Origin of the sequence: Mesorhizobium sp. L-8-3, from assembly GCF_016756615.1 — a bacterium.
GTDB lineage: Bacteria > Pseudomonadota > Alphaproteobacteria > Rhizobiales > Rhizobiaceae.
Map to the genome: position 1 here is coordinate 2,913,579 of NZ_AP023262.1, position 16,717 is coordinate 2,930,295.

A 16,717-nucleotide genomic window follows, 5' to 3' on the forward strand; every position below is an offset into this window, starting at 1 on the left:
GATGCCTCAGACTATCTTTGTCCCATTGGAGATCGACGCGAACGAGCCCCGCGTGGGCGCTTCGCCCGAGACGGTGAAGCGGCTTGTCGGGCTCGGCTTCGACGTGGTGGTGGAGGCCGGTGCGGGTTTGGGCTCGCGCATCGTCGATGCGGATTTCGCCGCAGCGGGCGCCGCGATCGGCAAGGCCTCCGATGCGGGCCGGGCCGATATGGTGTTGAAGGTGCGCCGGCCGAGCGAGGCGGAGCTGAAGGGCTACAAATCAGGTTCGGCCGTCATCGCCATCATGGACCCTTATGGCAACGACGCGGCGGTGGCGGCCCTGGCGCGCGCCGGGGTGACGGCGTTTGCCATGGAGTTCATGCCGCGCATCACCCGCGCCCAGGTGATGGACGTGCTGTCGAGCCAGGCCAACCTGGCCGGCTACCAGGCGGTGATCGACGCGGCGGCCGAATATGACCGGGCCCTGCCGATGATGATGACGGCGGCCGGCACGGTGCCGGCGGCGAAGGTCTTCGTCATGGGGGTGGGCGTGGCCGGCCTGCAGGCGATCGCCACCGCGCGCCGCCTCGGCGCGGTGGTGACGGCGACCGACGTGCGGCCCGCCGCCAAGGAGCAGGTCGCCTCGCTCGGCGCCAAGTTCATCGCGGTCGAGGACGAGGAGTTCAGGCAGGCCGAGACCGCCGGCGGCTACGCCAAGGAGATGTCGAAGGAATACCAGGCCAAGCAGGCCGCGCTGACGGCCGAGCACATCGCCAGGCAGGACATCGTCATCACCACGGCGCTGATCCCCGGGCGTCCGGCGCCGCGGCTGGTGTCGGCGGCGATGGTGGCCTCGATGAGGCCGGGATCGGTGCTGGTCGACCTGGCGGTGGAGCGTGGCGGCAATGTCGAGGGTGCCGAGGCCGGCAGGATCGTGACCACGGCCAACGGGGTCAAGATCGTCGGCCATCTCAATGTGGCGGGCCGGGTGGCGGCGTCGGCGTCGCTGCTTTACGCCAAGAACCTTTACGCCTTCCTGGAGACGCTGGTCGACAAGGCGGGCAAGCAGCTGTCGATCAACCGCGAGGATGAGCTGGTCAAGGCAACCATGCTGACCGACGGCGGCAAGGTGGTGCATGCGGCCTTCGCCGATACGGCGGCCAGCGTGACGGCCGCGCCGGTTGCCGCGGCGGACAAGCCGGCGATGCCGGTTGCCGCGGACAAGCTGGCCAAGGCTGCTGCCGCGGACAAGCCGACCAAAGCGGCTGCTGCGAGGAAACCCGCGAAGAAGCCGGTTGCCGCGGACAAGCCGGCGAAGGCAGCTGCCGCGGCGGACAAGCCGGCGAAGCCGCTTGCCGCGGCCAAATCGTCATCGAAACCAGCGGCGGCGCCCAAAACCGGGGGAGAGGCGTGATGGAACAGTTGGAAAAAGCCCTCGACCAGCTCGAGCAGTCGGTGGCGGCGGTCAGGATGGCGATCGCGGATCTGGCCCAGGCGCCGGCGACCGCCGATGCGGCCGGCGATGCGGCGCATGCGCTGTCGGGCGGCGCCATCGATCCCTTCGTGTTCCGCTTCGCCATCTTCGTGCTGGCGATCTTCGTGGGCTATTACGTGGTGTGGTCGGTGACGCCGGCCCTGCACACGCCGCTGATGTCGGTCACCAACGCGATCTCGTCGGTGATCGTGGTCGGCGCGCTTTTGGCGGTGGGCATCTCGGCCTCCGGCCTTGCCACCGGCTTCGGCTTCGTCGCGCTCATGCTCGCCGCCGTCAACATCTTCGGCGGCTTCCTGGTGACCCAGCGCATGCTGGCCATGTACAAGAAGAAAGAGAAGTAAGCGATGAACGCCAATCTCGCCTCTTTCCTCTATCTGGTCTCCGGCATCCTGTTCATCCTGGCGCTGCGCGGCCTGTCGCATCCGACGACCAGCCGGCAGGGCAATCTCTACGGCATGATCGGCATGGGGATCGCCATCCTGACCACGCTGGCGCTGGCCACGCCGAACCTCGGCGGGCTGGCGCTGATCGTGGTCGGGCTGGCCATCGGCGGCGGCGTCGGCGCCTATGTGGCGCGCTCCATCCAGATGACCAAGATGCCGCAGCTGGTGGCGGCCTTCCACAGCCTGGTCGGCCTTGCCGCGGTGATGGTGGCGGCGGCCGCGCTCTATGCGCCGGAAAGCTTCGGCATCGGTTCGCTCGGCGCCATCCACGGCCAGGCGCTGGTCGAGATGAGCCTCGGCGTGGCGATCGGCGCGGTCACCTTCACCGGCTCGGTCATCGCCTTCCTGAAGCTCGACGGGCGCATGTCGGGCAAGCCGATCATGCTGCCGGGCCGGCATGCCGTCAACGCCGCGCTCGGCATCGCGCTGGTGGTGCTGATCGTGCTCCTGGTGACCACGCAGAGCACGATCGCGTTCTGGCTGATCGTGGCGGCGTCGCTGGTGCTCGGCGTGCTGATCATCATCCCGATCGGCGGCGCCGACATGCCGGTGGTGGTGTCGATGCTGAACTCCTATTCGGGCTGGGCGGCGGCCGGCATCGGCTTCACGCTGGGCAACCTGGCGCTGATCATCACCGGGGCGCTGGTCGGCTCGTCGGGCGCGATCCTCAGCTACATCATGTGCAAGGGCATGAACCGCTCCTTCATCTCGGTGATCCTCGGCGGCTTCGGCGGCGAGGCGGCGGCGGTCGCCGACGACGGCATCGAGCGCACGGTGAAGCAGGGGTCGGCCGACGACGCGGCCTATCTGATGATGAACGCGCAGAAGGTGATCATCGTGCCGGGCTACGGCATGGCGGTGGCGCAGGCCCAGCACGCGCTGCGCGAGATGGCCGACAAGCTGAAGGCGGCCGGCGTCGAGGTCAAATACGCCATCCATCCGGTGGCCGGCCGCATGCCGGGCCACATGAACGTGCTTTTGGCCGAGGCCAATGTGCCCTACGACGAGGTGTTCGAGCTCGAAGACATCAATAGCGAGTTCGCGCAGGCCGACGTCGCCTATGTGATCGGCGCCAACGACGTGACCAACCCGGCGGCGCGCGACGACAAGGCGAGCCCGATCTACGGCATGCCGATCCTCGACGTCGACAAGGCGCGCATCTGCCTGTTCGTCAAGCGCTCGCTGGGCTCGGGCTATGCCGGCATCGACAACACGCTGTTCTACAAGGACGGCACCATGATGCTCTTGGGCGACGCCAAGAAGATGACCGAAGAGATCGTCAAGGCCTTCGACCACTGAGCCGAACGGCTATCCAGCACACGAGAGCCCGGCAGAGATGTCGGACGCTTCTGCCGGAATGTTCACGCCGTCTCGGGCTGCAGCCGGGAGGCCGCACCGGAGATCCTGACCGCCGCGACGCAGCCGAGCAAGGCGAGCGGCACGAAGGCGAGGAACAGCCATGATGCAACGCCGGCGGCCGTTGCGGCAGTGAGGCCCTGCGAGAAGCCTGCCGCATTGGCGATGATGCCGGTCGTGGCCGCCCCTACGGCGTAACCGATGCGTTGCATCGTCGGTACGGCGGAGGACGCGATGGTGCGTTCCTCCGCTGCCGCCGATGCGACGATCGTCCTGGTGACGAAGGGCCATGCGATTCCGAACCCGCCGCCTTGCAGCATGGCGCAGATCAGGATGAGCGGGATGGATCCCAACGGAACCGTCCAGGCGAAGCCGGCGATGCCCGCCGCTATCATGATCGCGCCGGTGACGATGATCGTCCGTTCGTGCCGTGGGCGGGCATTGGCCACCAGGATCGAAAGCACGGACCAGGAGATCGATTCCGCCGCGATGATGTAACCCGCTGTCAGCACGGAAATGCCGTGCAGGCTGGTGAGCAGCAGCGGACCGTAGAGCGGGAAGGAGCAGGTGGCGACGGAGAAGGCCGCGACCATGACCATGCCGTTGCCCACAGGAGTACGCCAGTCGAAGAGACGGCTCGGAAAGAGCCGCGAGCGAGGCTTGCGGGCGTCGAGCGCGAAGAACAAAGCGAGTCCGGCCAGGCCGAGTACGAGCAGCACACTCGACCGTACCGGCTCGATCCTGACCCCCGCCGTGGCGACCAGCAGCACGCCGACGGCGAGCACGAGGAGGGCCATGGCCGGAAAAGGGGCGGGTTCGCCGGTTCCGCTCGGGCGTGTTGCCTTCGGCCCGCGCAGCACGGCGTAGCTGGCCGCGGCCATGGCCAGGCCGCCCAGGGCCGACATGCCGAAGGCCCAGCGCCAGGACAGTGATTCGGCAAACAGCGCCCCGAGCAGAGGCCCGCTGAAGGCGGCGACGCCCCAGATCGCAGACATGATGGCGAAGAGCTGGGGCCAGATCGCGCGTGGAAAGAGCCGCTCGACCGAAACGAAGGCCAGTGCGACGAGTGCGCCTCCGCCAAAGCCTTCAAGCAGGCGACCCGCGAGGAACCAGATCATGGAGGGTGCGAGGGCGCAGACCAGGGCGCCGGCGCCGAACAACAGGGCGGCCACGACCACGTTCGTGCGCAACGCCACATAAGTGACGAGGCGCCCAGTCGCGGCGCCTGCGACGATCGAGCCGAGCTCGTATATGGCGAGCGACCAGCCGACCAGTTCGACCCCCGAGAGATCGCCGACCATCGCCGGCATCACGGTGGCGACCATGGTTTCGTTGGTGGCGTGAAGGAAGATGCCGAGGCTGACGAAGCAGAAGCGTGCGAGGTCGCCGCTCCGCCAGAGCCCCCACCAGTCGATACTGCGCGGCTGGTCGTGCTCGATCACCGGCGGTCTCCTCGATTCGGCGACGATGATGGTCCCGCCGGTCAGGAGGCGGAAAGTACCAGACCGGGTGGCCTACTCGGCCATGCTGCGCAGCTGGAACTGGCTGACCCCGATGGCGATGTTGATTCCGGTCTGCGCCTGGATGCTCAGAGGCTGCAGGATGAAACTTTGGCCGGAGCCACCAACCAGGAGATTGGCGCCGGCACCGATGGCGGCGGTCGCCTCCGCGCCGGCTCCGACATAATCGCCGGTCAGCATGCCAGGGGCATAGATGTTTTTCGTCGGCGCCAGCACCAGCCATTGCATGAAGGTCTGGCCGGTCACGCCGATATCGAGACCATATTTGGTGACGGCGCCGAAATAGGATTCGGGCTCGAAACCCTGATCCGCCGGCTTGAAGACGCAGCTCAGATTCTTGGTCGAGCCGGAGATGAAGCCGGTGCCGCCCTCGATCGCGCAGCCGAGAAGCCCGAGTTCCACGCCCTCCTGTGCGGCGTCCGCAACACCCCCCACCGCTGCAAGCAGCGTCGTCGCAAGCACCAGCTTCTTCATTTTTCTCCCCGGGAAGGCGTCGAGCCTTCGCGGGAAGATATCGAGGCAAGCCGGCGAGTGTAAGGCCTATGTGCCGGGCGGACCTTTCGGAAAGAGGCTGATCAGCCAGCCAGACGAAGCGTGAACTCGCTCACGCCGACCGCGACATTGAGGCCGGTCTGCGCCTGCACGCTCAGCGGTTGCAACGTCAGGGTCTTGTTCGATCCGCCGATAAGCACGTTGGCGCCTCCGCCGATCGCTGCACTCGCGTCGGCGCTCGCTCCGACATAGCTGCCGGCGAGAGCCCCGAAGGGTAGGGGATCGGAAGTGGGCGCGACGACCAGCCAGGTCATAACAGTCTTGCCGGTCACGCCGACATCGATCCCGAGTTTGGTCACGGTGCCAACATATTGTTCGGCCGGCTTGTTCGCGTCGGTCGGCTTGAACAGGCAGCTCACGTCCTTCCTGGAGCCGAGGATCAACCCTACGCCGCCTGCGATATTGCAGTCGAGCATGCCGACCTCGGTTCGGCCCTGTGCGAGCACGGGCGTTGCGAGAACCGCCGTTGCGGCGACGGTCGAAAGGATGAGTCTCTTCACCATGTGCAATCTCCATATCTACCTGTCGCCCACGGTAAACCGGCGAAGGCGTACGAAGTTCCGCCCGCTCACAACCCAGCCCGTGCTTTCCGGCAAGGCGACAGCAAACGCGCTGCAATGGCGACAACCAGCGCGGGACATCGAAAAACGCGATCAGATGGAGAGAGGACGCGCGGGCGCGCCCCAAGACGCTCAGCCGCCGCGGGTGCGCGCCAGACCTTCGCTCGCCGGCTTGTAGTTGGGATCGAGCTGGGCGGCCCGCGCATAGGACTTGGCGGCCTTCGCCTTGTCGCCGCGCCGTTCGTAGATCAGCGCCTGGTTGGCCCAGCTCTCGGCGATCCGGTCGTTCAGCTTGATCGCGGTGTTGAAGTCGGCGAAGGCGTTTTCCTCGTCGTTCTGGGCGAGGTATGACAGGCCGCGCCCGTTATAGGGCTCCGGCGCGTCGGGCGAGAGCGAGATGGCCGTCGAGAAATCCTCGATGGCGAAAGTGTGCTGGCCCTGGCTCTGATAGATCAGTCCGCGATTGTGATAGGCACGCGGATCGGTCGTGTCGAGCTGGATCGCCTTCTGGAAATCGTTGAAGGCGTCCTTGGTGCGCCCTGCCTTCCGGTAGAGATTGCCGCGGCCGATATAGGCCGAATCATAGCTCGAATTGATCTGGATGGAGCGATTGTAATCGGTGAGCGCCGCCTGCTGGTCGCCGAGGAAGCGCTGGATCAGAGCCCGGTTGGCGTAGGCCTGATAGTAGCTCGGATTGAGCTCGATGGCCTTGTCGAAATCGCGCAGGGCCTCATTGTAGCGCCCACCGCGCCCATAGGCCGAACCGCGCGTGTTGTAGGCTTCCGGGTCGCGCGGATTGCGCTCGATCACCGAGGTCAGCGAGGAGATGTTCTCGCTCGAACCCTGCGCCACATCGATGGTGGTCAGTTCTCCGGTCGGGCCGCTCTGGCACGCCGCCAACGGCAGCAGCGCGAGGAAGGCGAGCATCGGGGCATTGCCGCGCCATGAGGTTTTCCGGCCGCCGGTAATGCCGTTCATTCCGATCTTCCTCTCACCCGATCTTCCTCTCACCTGGGAGCGTCTGCCCTTCAATCCCCGGGGCCCGTATGATGCGGGCGAAACAAAAAGGTGGCGGCGATTGCGCATCGCGCCACCTTCGGCAGTATCGACGGAAAAGGACGAAAACTTGGCGGCGTCAGCGCGCCGGCCTTGCCGTCGCGGCAGCGGCGGGCCGGCCACCGGGAACCAGACCCTCGCGCTGGGCGCGCTTGCGGGCCAGCTTGCGGGCTCGGCGGACGGCTTCGGCCTTCTCGCGGGCGCGCTTCTCGGAGGGCTTCTCGTAGTGGCCGCGCATCTTCATTTCGCGGAAAATGCCTTCGCGCTGCATCTTCTTCTTCAGCGCGCGGAGTGCCTGGTCAACATTGTTGTCGCGGACGAGTACCTGCACGTTCGATCCTGTCTTTGCCGGTTAAATACATTGGGCCGTCAGCCCATAGCTGAAGCCTCCGCGGTGGCTCCCATCGCGAATTGCGGCGGCTGATAGCAGAATCGGCCGCGTTTGTCGAGAGGGCGATCGACGCTGCGTTACTCCGCGGCTTGCCGCTGCTCCATGGCATCGGGGCCATCGGGATCGCCGGGGGCGGTCTCGCAGCCGAGGTCCGGGAAGGCGGCGACCCGCTTCCCGTGGAAATCGACCCGCACGATCAGCAGGCCGCGTTCCTCGAAATAGGTGAGCAGACGCCGCGCCCGCCGGGCGGATTGCGTGCCGTAAGCGCGGGCGAGCGTGGCATCGGACGGGCAGGGTTCGCCGGCTACCGCCGCCTGCGCGACCATCAGGAACACGCCCTGCACGTCGTCGGGCAGGCTTTCCGAAAGGCTGAGCGCCTGCTGCCAGCTATCGCTCTGCGCCAACTCGCCGCCGATGCCGGCCCGCGCTACGGCATAACGCCGGCGGAAGGCCGACAGCGACAAGGGGCTGCCAGGCACGCGGCGGATGCGGCAGCGCACCAGGAAATCCTGATAGAGCACGGCATCGGAACGAAAAGATGCGTCGGGATCGTCTATGATCTCGCGCATCACCTGCTCGATGCCGGCCTCGCGCTCGGCTTCGTCGATCTCGGCCGTCGGCTCTGCCGCGGCTTCCACAGCCGGCCGCGAGCGTGCGAGCTGGGCGAGGATATCGACCGTCGGGGTGGGAGGCGGCGGAGGAGGCGTGCGGCGCACGATCGGCGTCGTCTCCTCGGGTCCCGGCGTGAAGATCAGGTCGCGCGCGTCGACCGGAGCTTCGGGCAGGGGCGTGAGTTTCGGACTGGTCGACCGGGCCGAGGTTTCGACCGGGCCGATCGTGACCGGCAATGGCCGCCGGGAGAGGGCGGGGCCAAGCGCCACGAAATGGCCGCGCGCCAGGTCGCGGAACATCTCCGCCTGGCGGCGGTCCATGCCGAGCAGATCCGCGGCGCGCGCCATGTCGATGTCGAGGAAGGTGCGGCCCATCAGGAAGTTGGAGGCCTCGGCCGCGACGTTCTTGGCGAGCTTGGCCAGGCGTTGAGTGGCGATAACCCCCGCGAGGCCGCGCTTGCGGCCGCGGCACATCAGATTGGTCATGGCGCCGAGCGAGAGCTTGCGGGCGTCGTCGGTAACGTCGCCCGCGGCGGCCGGCGCGAAGAGCTGCGCCTCGTCGACGACCACCAGCACCGGATACCAGTAGTCGCGGTCGGCGTCGAACATGCCGCCCAAGAAGGCCGCCGCCGCGCGCATCTGCTGCTCGACGTCGAGGCCTTCGAGATTGACCACCACGGAGACGCGGTGCTGGCGGATGCGGCCGGCGATTCGGGTAAGCTCCGATTCGGCGCGCGCGGCATCGACGACGACATGGCCGAACTTGTCCGCCAGCGTCACGAAGTCGCCTTCCGGATCGATCACGCATTGCTGCACCCAGGGAGCGCTCTGCTCCAGCAGGCGGCGCAGCAGATGCGACTTGCCCGAGCCGGAATTGCCCTGCACGAGCAAGCGGGTGGCAAGCAGTTCCTCAAGGTCGAGCCCGGCCGGCGTGCCGCCGGACGCGGTCCCCATGTCGATGTCAACCTTCATCGCGTCCCCAAAAACTCTCGTCCGCGGCCGACGCGTCCGCGATGCCTGTGCATAGCATCGCCCGGCGGCCCGAGGCAGCAGTCGCGAAGGTGATACTCACAAATGCCGACAAAGGCGACCCGCTATCGCCTGGCCTACTGACGCAACAGCCAGGCGATGCGGTCGGCCGACAGCCCGTAGTGCACCGCCACCAGCACCGCGAGCACCAGGGCCGCCATGCGATGGCCCGCGATCCAGTAGCCCGCCGCGCCGCCGCAGAGGACAAGCAGTTCAAGTAGAAGCCGGACGCCGCCGGAAGTCGGAACGGGTGCAGCGCCGGATCGGCTCGGATCGCCGGGGACGGTGAAGATGCCCCATAGGGCCGCTGCCACGACAGGAAGGAGCAGCGCCAGCGGCCATCGCCAGGGCGACGAATCGCCGAGGCGCCAGCCCGCGAGGCCGAAGCCGGCGAGGGCCGCCAGCTCAAGCAGGAAACGAAGCGTCAGATTCCACCAGGCATAGGCCAAGAAAATCTCCGGCACAGGCGAGAGCCACTGCCGGCAGTGTTGGCCGGAACGAGGTTCGGCGCAACGCTCCGCCTCAGGTCCGGTTGATCGACACGCCGCCGTCGGCGAGGAGGGCCGCCCCGGTGGTGAAGCTCGATGCGTCCGAGGCGAGATAGAGCGCCGATCGCGCGATCTCCTCCGGCCGGGCGATGCGCTTCAGCGCATGCAGCCCTTCCACGAAGGCGCGCTCTTCCGACGTCGTGGCGGTCAGCGCCGGCGTGTCGGCGCCGCCGGGCAGCAGGGCATTCACGCGTACGCCCTTCGGACCGTATTCGGCGGCGAGCACCTGGGTGAGGCCGATCAGTCCGGCCTTGCTGGCGGCATAGGCGGTCATCCCGGGCATTCCCACCGTATGGCCGACGAAGGTGCAGGTGAAGACGACCGAACCGCCGCCGCGTTCGATCATCGCCGGGATCTGGTATTTCGCGCCGAGGAATGCCCCTGTGAGGTTGGTGTCGATCGCATCGCGCCAGCCCTGCAGCGTGAGCTCGGACACGGCAGCCATCTCGCCAACCGAGCCGGCATTGTTGAAGGCGACGTCGAGGCCGCCGAACCTTTCGGTCGCGAGATCGACCAGCGCCTCGGCATAGGCTTCGTCCCGCACGTCGCCGGCGAGTGCCGCGGCCGTGCCGCCCGCATCCTCGATCTCAGCGACCAGCGTTTCGAGCTCGGCCCGGCGGCGCGCCGCGACGACGACCCTGGCGCCCTGGTCGGCGAACAGCAGCGCCGTGGCGCGGCCGATGCCGGAGCTCGCTCCGGTTACGATGGCAATCTTGTTTGTGAGTGCGAACATCTTCTCTGCTCCCTGGCTACTGATGAGCCGTGGTCGCAGATGGGAGGCGGGGTTGCCACCCGAAACAGGCGACTGGCGTGCGGCGCAAAACGGCAATTGCCGTCGCAAACAGCGCAAGGCTGGCACCGCCTTTTCGCTAGTGATACACGTCGCTTCCAGGCAACTTCCGGCAATACTTCGAGGCCAGGCCCAATGCGGAAATATTCGGTGTTCGCCATCGCGCGCGAGGCCATGCGCGGTCACAAGGGCTGGGAGGAGCAGTGGTCCTCGCCGGAGCCGCGCAAGGAATATGATGTCGTCATCGTCGGCGCCGGCGGTCACGGGCTCGCCACCGCCTACTATCTCGCCAGCGAGCACGGAATCACCAATGTCGCGGTGCTGGAGAAAGGCTGGCTCGGCGGCGGCAATACCGGGCGCAACACGACCATCATCCGGTCGAACTATCTCTACGATGAATCGGCGGGCATCTACGACCATGCGGTCAAGCTCTGGGACGGCCTGTCCCAGGAGCTCAACTACAACGTCATGTATTCGGCGCGCGGCGTCATGATGCTGGCGCACAACGTCCACGACACCCAGGTGCTGAAGCGCCACATCCATGCCAACCGGCTGAACGGCATCGACAATGAATGGCTGACGCCCGAGCAGGCCAAGCAATTCTGCCCGCCGCTCAACATCTCCAAGGAGGCGCGCTATCCCGTGGTGGGGGCGGCACTCCAGCGGCGCGGCGGCACCGCCCGCCATGACGCCGTCGCCTGGGGCTATGCGCGCGCTGCCTCGGCACGGGGCGTCCACATCATCCAGAATTGCGAGGTGACCGGCATCAAGCGGTCGCCCAACGGCCATGTCACCGGCGTGGAGACCACGCGCGGCTTCATCGGCGCCCGCAAGGTGGGCGTGGTCGCTGCCGGTCATTCATCGGTCATCATGCAAATGGCCGGCGTGCGCATGCCGCTGGAGAGCTATCCGCTGCAGGCGCTGGTTTCCGAGCCGGTCAAGCCTGTCTTCCCCTGCGTGGTCATGTCCAACACGGTGCATGCCTATATCTCGCAGTCGGACAAGGGCGAACTGGTGATCGGCGCCGGCACCGATCAATACATCTCCTATTCGCAGACCGGCGGGCTGCACATCATCAACCATACGCTCGACGCGATCTGCGAAATGTTCCCGATGTTCACGCGCATGAAGATGCTGCGCTCCTGGGGCGGCATCGTGGACGTCACGCCCGACCGCTCGCCCATCCTGGCCAAGACGCCGGTGCCCGGCCTCTATGTGAACTGCGGCTGGGGAACAGGCGGCTTCAAGGCAACGCCGGGTTCCGGCCATGTCTTCGCCCACACCATCGCCAACGACAATCCGCACCCGATCAACGCGCCATTCACGATCGAGCGTTTCCGCACCGGGCGGCTGATCGACGAGGCGGCGGCTGCCGCAGTCGCGCATTGACGATGGCCGTGCCGATGGCCGCCATGGCGCTACCCATCATGCTCGCCGCGGAGCAGGATCTGTTCCATATGCCCTCGGCGGAAGACGTGCGCATCCAGCCGATCGCCAGGACGGACAACGAGACCGGCTGGCCGTTCTCGGTCGACAGCGGCAATCTCACCTGCGTGTGGAGTGGCGGACAGAAGGTCGTCTTCTTCTTCGAGCCGCGGCCCGAGGATCTGGACGAGGACGAGGAGTTCGACCCGCGCGGCGTGCTGCTCTCGGTCAATCCGCTCGAACTCACCATCGGCAACATTGCCACCCGCGGTCTCTTCGCACCCGCCGGCAGCGTCGAGGAGCGGATCAGGCTCGTCGCACCCTTCGCGGCGATGGGCGGCAAGCTATGCGATCAGCCGGCCGGCTCCCGCGTCGGCTACGGCGAACTCTAGGACATTCGAGAACAGGCAGGACAAGAATGCTTCTCATCCGCTGCCCCTATTGCGAGGAAGAACGTCCCGAGCTCGAGTTCCGCAACGCCGGCGAGGCCCATATCGCACGTTCGGCCGACATCGCGTCCATCTCGGACGAGGACTTCGAGAAGTTCTTCTTCATCCGGTCGAACACCAAGGGCATCATCTATGAGCGGTGGCGCCACGTGCATGGCTGCGCACGCTTCTTCAACGCCGTGCGCGACACCGTCACCGACAAGTTCGTGATGACCTACAAGGCCGGTGAGCCGAAACCCGAGATCGAACGTGCCGCGAACAATGCCGGACCGGCCGCCTGGGCCAACCGCCCGCCGGACCAGCTCAATGTGAAGAAGCCGACACGTAAGCGAACGAACGGCAAGGGAGCGTCGACGAAATGACCATCGCGCTGCTTCACCCCCCTCTGGCCTGCCGGCCATCTCCCCCTCAAGGGAGGAGATTGGCAGCGGCGCCACCTCGTTTCGACGTCCACGGCCGGCGAAAGCGTCACGGCCGTCCGATCTCCTCCCTTGAGGGGGAGATGGCCGGCAGGCCAGAGGGGGGTGACACGTGTCGCCTGGAGATGAATCTCGAGGGCACAGCCTGATGACCACAGCTTCCTACCGCATTTCCGGCGCGGGGCGGCTGACGCCGGCCAGGACGGCGCGTTTCACCTTCGACGGCCAGGCCATGAGCGGCATCGAGGGCGACACGCTTGCCTCGGCGCTGCTCGCAAACGGCATCCATCTCGTCGGCCGCTCCTTCAAGTATCACCGCCCGCGCGGCATCCTCTCGGCCGGAGCGGAAGAGCCCAATGCGCTGGTGTCGATCGAGCGCGATGCGGCGCGCAAGACGCCGAATGTGCGCGCCACGGTGCAGGAGCTCTATGACGGGCTGACGGCGGTCTCGCAAAACCGCTGGCCGTCGCTCTCCTTCGATGTCGGCGCGGTCGGCGATCTCGCCTCGCCGATGTTCTCGGCCGGCTTCTACTACAAGACCTTCATGTGGCCCAAGGCTGCATGGAAGGGGCTCTACGAGCCGAAAATCCGCGCCGCGGCCGGCCTCGGCGTGGCGCCCGACCAGCCCGATCCCGATCACTATTCTTCGCGCTTCGCGCATTGCGAGGTGCTGGTGATCGGCGGCGGTGCGGCCGGCATCGCCGCCGCACTCGCGGCAGCCGAGACCGGGGTGCGCGTCATCCTCTGCGACGAGCAGGCCGAACTCGGCGGCGCGCTGCGCTTCGAGGCTGGAGCCGCGATCGAAGGCGAGGACGGCTGGAGCTGGGCGCAGAAGACGGTGGCCAGGCTTGCCGGCATGGGCAATGTCCGCGTGCTCCCGCGCACGACGGCCTTCGGCTTCTATGCGCAGAACTTCGTCGGTCTCGTCGAACGCGTCACCGACCATCTGGCCGGTCCCGACCGGTCGCTGCCGCGCGAGCGCCTTTGGCAGGTGCGCGCCAGGCGCGTGGTGATCGCCACCGGTGCGATCGAACGGCACATGGTCTTCGCGGACAACGACCGGCCGGGCATCATGCTGGCGTCGGCCGCCCGGACCTATCTCAATCATTACGGCGTCGCGGTCGGCAGGAATGTCGGTATCTACACGGCCAATGATTCCGCCTATGCGGCGGCGATCGACCTGAAGAAGGCGGGTGTCTCGGTCGCCGCCATCGTCGACCTGCGCGACAACCCGACCGGGCCGGCGGTCGACGAGGCGCGCGCGCTCGGCATCGAGGTCAATCATGGCCGCGCGGTGGTCCGCGCCGGCGGCAGGCTGCGCGTCTCCTCCATGACGATCCAGCCCAAGAATGGCGGCGGCGAGCGGACGATATCGGTCGATGCGATCCTGATGTCGGCCGGCTGGACGCCTTCCGTCCACCTCTTCTCCCAGTCGCGCGGCAAGGTCGCCTTCGATGACGCCACCAAGCGTTTCCTGCCCGGCGCCTATGCACAGGACTGCGTGTCGGTCGGCGCCTGCAACGGCACCGACAGCCTCGATGCAACCCTCGCGGAGGCCCTTAAGGCGGGCGCGGAGGCAGCGAGCGCGGCCGGCGCCAAGGGCAATGGCACAAAGCTGAAGGTCGACGCTTCGGAAGGCTGGTCGGGCGGCATGCTGGGCGTTGGCCCGGGCGCCGGAGCCGACACCACGGTGAAAGCCTTTGTCGACTTCCAGAACGATGTGACCGCCAAGGACATAAGGCTCGCCGTGCGCGAGGGCATGCGCTCGATCGAGCACGTCAAGCGCTTCACCACCAACGGCATGGCGACCGATCAGGGCAAGACCTCGAACATGCACGGGCTGGCGATCGCCGCCGAGACGCTCGGCAAGGAGATCCCCGAGGTCGGCCTGACCACTTTCCGCGCGCCCTATACGCCGGTGACATTCGGAGCGATCGTCAACCATGCGCGGGGTCCGTTGTTCGACCCGACCCGCCGAACCGCCATGCATGGCTGGGCGGAAGCGCATGGCGCGGTGTTCGAGGACGTCGGCCAGTGGAAACGCGCCTGGTACTTCCCGCGCCCCGGCGAGGACATGCATGACGCCGTCAACCGCGAATGCGTGACGGTGCGCAAGGCGGCGGGCCTTTTCGACGCCTCCACCCTGGGCAAGATCGAGGTGGTCGGGCCCGATGCGGCGAAGTTCATGGAGTTGCTCTACACCAACCCGTGGGAAAAGCTGGAGCCGGGGCGCTGCCGCTACGGCATCATGCTGCGCGAGGACGGTTTCATCTATGACGACGGCGTGGTCGGCCGCCTGGCACCGGACCGCTTTCACGTGACGACCACGACGGGCGGCGCCGCCCGGGTGATGAACCACATGGAGGATTATCTCCAGACCGAGTTCCCGCATCTCAATGTCTGGCTGACCTCGACCTCGGAGCAATGGGCCGTCGTCGCCGTGCAGGGACCGAAGTCGCGCGACATCATCGCGCCGCTGGTCGAGGGCATCGACCTGTCGGACGCGGCGATGCCGCATATGTCCGTTCGCGAAGGCAGGATATGCGGCGTGCCGACCCGGCTCTTCCGCATGTCCTTCACCGGCGACCGCGGCTTCGAGGTCAATGTCCCGGCCGATTACGGCCAGGCCGTCTGGGAGGCCCTGTGGGCCGAGGGCCAGAAGCACGGCGCCTGCGCCTACGGAACGGAGGCCATGCATGTGCTGCGTGCCGAGAAGGGCTACATCATCGTAGGTCAGGATACCGACGGCACGGTGACGCCCAATGACGCGGGCCTCGACTGGGCGGTCGGCAAGAAGAAGGCCGACTTCGTCGGCATTCGTGGCCTGACGCGGCCGGACCTGGTCGCAAAGGGCCGCAGGCAACTCGTCGGCCTCAAGACCAGGGACCCGAGGACGGTGCTCGAGGAAGGCGCCCAGATCGTCGGCAATCCGAGCCAACCCATCCCGATGACGATGATCGGCCATGTCACGTCCAGCTACTGGTCCGAGAATTGCGGCCGGTCGATCGCGCTTGCGCTGGTGGAGGGCGGCCGCGACCGCATGGGCCAGACCCTTTATGTGCCGATGCCGACGGGGCTGATCGAAGTGGAAGTCGCCGGCATGGTGTTCTTCGACGAGAAGGGGGAGCGCCTCCATGGCTAAGAAGTCAGCATCCGTTGTCGCGGCCCCGTCCGCGGAGCGTCGCGCCGCGCTCGCCGGCGTCGATCTGTCGGCGAAGGGCGTGCGTCTCGCAGTTCTGCCGCCGGCCGAACGCGTGTCGCTGCGCGCACCGGCAGCGTCCATGGCAGCGCTTTCCAAGGCATTGGGCGTGACGTTGCCGAAAGCGCCGAAGACCTCCGCCGCGAAGGACGGCCGGACAGCCCTTTGGCTCGGCCCGGACGAATGGCTCGTCATCGACGAGGCCGGCGGCGACCCGCTCGCAGATCGCGCAACCGTGAAGGCGCTGCATTCGGCGGTGGGAATCTCGCATCGCAATGTCGGGATCGCCGTCACCGGGCCGGCGGCTGCCGCGACCGTCAATGCGGGATGCCCGCAGGACCTGTCGCTCGCGGCCTTTCCGGTCGGCGCAGCGTCGCGGACGATCCTCGGCAAGGTCGAGATCGTGCTTTTGCGCACAGCCGAGGACACGTTCCGGGTCGAGTGCTGGCGCTCCTTTTCCGACTATGTCTTCACCTTCCTGTCGGAGGCCGCGCGCGACGCCGCGGCGTAACGGCAGCGCCTTCGCTCGAATTTGGTCATCCGGCAGGAATGCCATTCGGAACCCCGCCGCCTGTCTGACGTTACGATGATCTTGTCCCGGGACGTTGCGGATCCGACGGGTCCGCGGAAAATGCCCCTAGGGCATGAAGCGTGTAGCGTCGTGGACGATACGCGATTTCGGATCGATCCGGTGGAGAGGACCTCGCGATGACCAATGTCGGCAGAAACCACCCCGTGAGCAGGACTGCGCGTGAAATGCCGAGGCCGGCCAGGAAACGGTCTCGCAAGCATGTCGTCGACCGGCCGACGGATGAGACGGAATTGCAGACCGAACTGGACGAGGGACTGGAAGACACCTTCCCGGCGAGCGATCCGGTCTCGGTGACATCCACGG

Annotated in this window: 16 protein-coding genes; 8 read left to right on the forward strand and 8 right to left on the reverse strand. The window is 66.9% G+C overall.

What is annotated here, in order from left to right:
• Position 1 precedes the first annotated feature (1 nt).
• From JN302_RS13680 to JN302_RS13690, 3 genes are read left to right on the forward strand one after another with little or no spacing between them, the layout of a single operon-like run.
• On the forward strand, positions 2–1,393 hold the full coding sequence (locus JN302_RS13680) for a Re/Si-specific NAD(P)(+) transhydrogenase subunit alpha (protein ID WP_202333248.1): 1,392 nt from the start codon (positions 2–4) through the stop codon (positions 1,391–1,393).
• A complete protein-coding gene (locus JN302_RS13685) occupies positions 1,393–1,815 on the forward strand; it encodes a proton-translocating transhydrogenase family protein (protein ID WP_202333249.1) in 423 nt (140 codons plus the stop codon). The genes JN302_RS13680 and JN302_RS13685 overlap by 1 nt, the downstream gene beginning before the upstream one ends.
• Positions 1,816–1,818: 3 nt before the next feature.
• Complete coding sequence (locus tag JN302_RS13690; RefSeq protein WP_202333250.1) at positions 1,819–3,216, forward strand: NAD(P)(+) transhydrogenase (Re/Si-specific) subunit beta; 1,398 nt, start codon at positions 1,819–1,821, stop codon at positions 3,214–3,216.
• Between the two features lie 62 nt (positions 3,217–3,278).
• Here JN302_RS13690 and JN302_RS13695 read toward each other — a convergent pair whose 3' ends face one another.
• The 8 genes from JN302_RS13695 to JN302_RS13730 form a co-directional block, all read right to left on the reverse strand.
• Positions 3,279–4,715: an MFS transporter gene (locus tag JN302_RS13695; protein ID WP_244846318.1), complete on the reverse strand. Its 1,437-nt coding sequence runs from the start codon at positions 4,713–4,715 to the stop codon at positions 3,279–3,281.
• 72 nt (positions 4,716–4,787) lie between these two features.
• Positions 4,788–5,267, reverse strand: a complete 480-nt coding sequence (locus tag JN302_RS13700; protein ID WP_202333251.1) for a DUF992 domain-containing protein — start codon at positions 5,265–5,267, stop codon at positions 4,788–4,790.
• Between the two features lie 101 nt (positions 5,268–5,368).
• Positions 5,369–5,848: a DUF992 domain-containing protein gene (locus JN302_RS13705; RefSeq protein ID WP_202312842.1), complete on the reverse strand. Its 480-nt coding sequence runs from the start codon at positions 5,846–5,848 to the stop codon at positions 5,369–5,371.
• Between the two features lie 189 nt (positions 5,849–6,037).
• Positions 6,038–6,883, reverse strand: a complete 846-nt coding sequence (locus JN302_RS13710; protein ID WP_202312844.1) for a tetratricopeptide repeat protein — start codon at positions 6,881–6,883, stop codon at positions 6,038–6,040.
• Positions 6,884–7,040: 157 nt separating this feature from the next.
• The gene (rpsU, locus tag JN302_RS13715) at positions 7,041–7,292 is read right to left on the reverse strand and encodes a 30S ribosomal protein S21 (protein ID WP_202312847.1); all 252 of its coding nucleotides are present in this window, start codon (positions 7,290–7,292) and stop codon (positions 7,041–7,043) included.
• Between the two features lie 137 nt (positions 7,293–7,429).
• A complete protein-coding gene (locus tag JN302_RS13720) occupies positions 7,430–8,935 on the reverse strand; it encodes an ATP-binding protein (RefSeq protein WP_202333252.1) in 1,506 nt (501 codons plus the stop codon).
• A 134-nt stretch (positions 8,936–9,069) separates the two neighbouring features.
• Positions 9,070–9,441 carry a YrdB family protein gene (locus JN302_RS13725; RefSeq protein WP_202333253.1) on the reverse strand — a complete coding sequence of 124 codons (372 nt, stop codon included), beginning with the start codon at positions 9,439–9,441 and terminating at the stop codon, positions 9,070–9,072.
• 73 nt (positions 9,442–9,514) lie between these two features.
• On the reverse strand, positions 9,515–10,273 hold the full coding sequence (locus tag JN302_RS13730) for an SDR family oxidoreductase (RefSeq protein WP_202333254.1): 759 nt from the start codon (positions 10,271–10,273) through the stop codon (positions 9,515–9,517).
• 192 nt (positions 10,274–10,465) lie between these two features.
• Here JN302_RS13730 and JN302_RS13735 point away from each other — a divergent pair, with 192 nt between their 5' ends.
• From JN302_RS13735 to JN302_RS13755, 5 genes are all read left to right on the forward strand, one after another.
• Positions 10,466–11,719, forward strand: coding sequence for a sarcosine oxidase subunit beta (locus JN302_RS13735; protein WP_202312850.1), 1,254 nt, complete (start codon positions 10,466–10,468; stop codon positions 11,717–11,719).
• A gap of 14 nt (positions 11,720–11,733) precedes the next feature.
• Entirely contained in the window at positions 11,734–12,147 is a 414-nt protein-coding gene (locus JN302_RS13740) for a hypothetical protein (protein ID WP_244846651.1), read from the forward strand.
• A 26-nt stretch (positions 12,148–12,173) separates the two neighbouring features.
• Positions 12,174–12,566 (forward strand): sarcosine oxidase subunit delta, encoded by a 393-nt coding sequence (locus tag JN302_RS13745; protein ID WP_202333256.1) that lies wholly within the window; start codon positions 12,174–12,176, stop codon positions 12,564–12,566.
• Positions 12,567–12,771: 205 nt separating this feature from the next.
• The gene (locus JN302_RS13750) at positions 12,772–15,765 is read left to right on the forward strand and encodes a sarcosine oxidase subunit alpha (protein WP_202333257.1); all 2,994 of its coding nucleotides are present in this window, start codon (positions 12,772–12,774) and stop codon (positions 15,763–15,765) included.
• Positions 15,758–16,333 carry a sarcosine oxidase subunit gamma gene (locus tag JN302_RS13755; RefSeq protein ID WP_202333258.1) on the forward strand — a complete coding sequence of 192 codons (576 nt, stop codon included), beginning with the start codon at positions 15,758–15,760 and terminating at the stop codon, positions 16,331–16,333. Before JN302_RS13750 ends, JN302_RS13755 begins: the two co-directional genes overlap by 8 nt.
• The last annotated feature ends 384 nt before the right edge of the window (positions 16,334–16,717 follow it).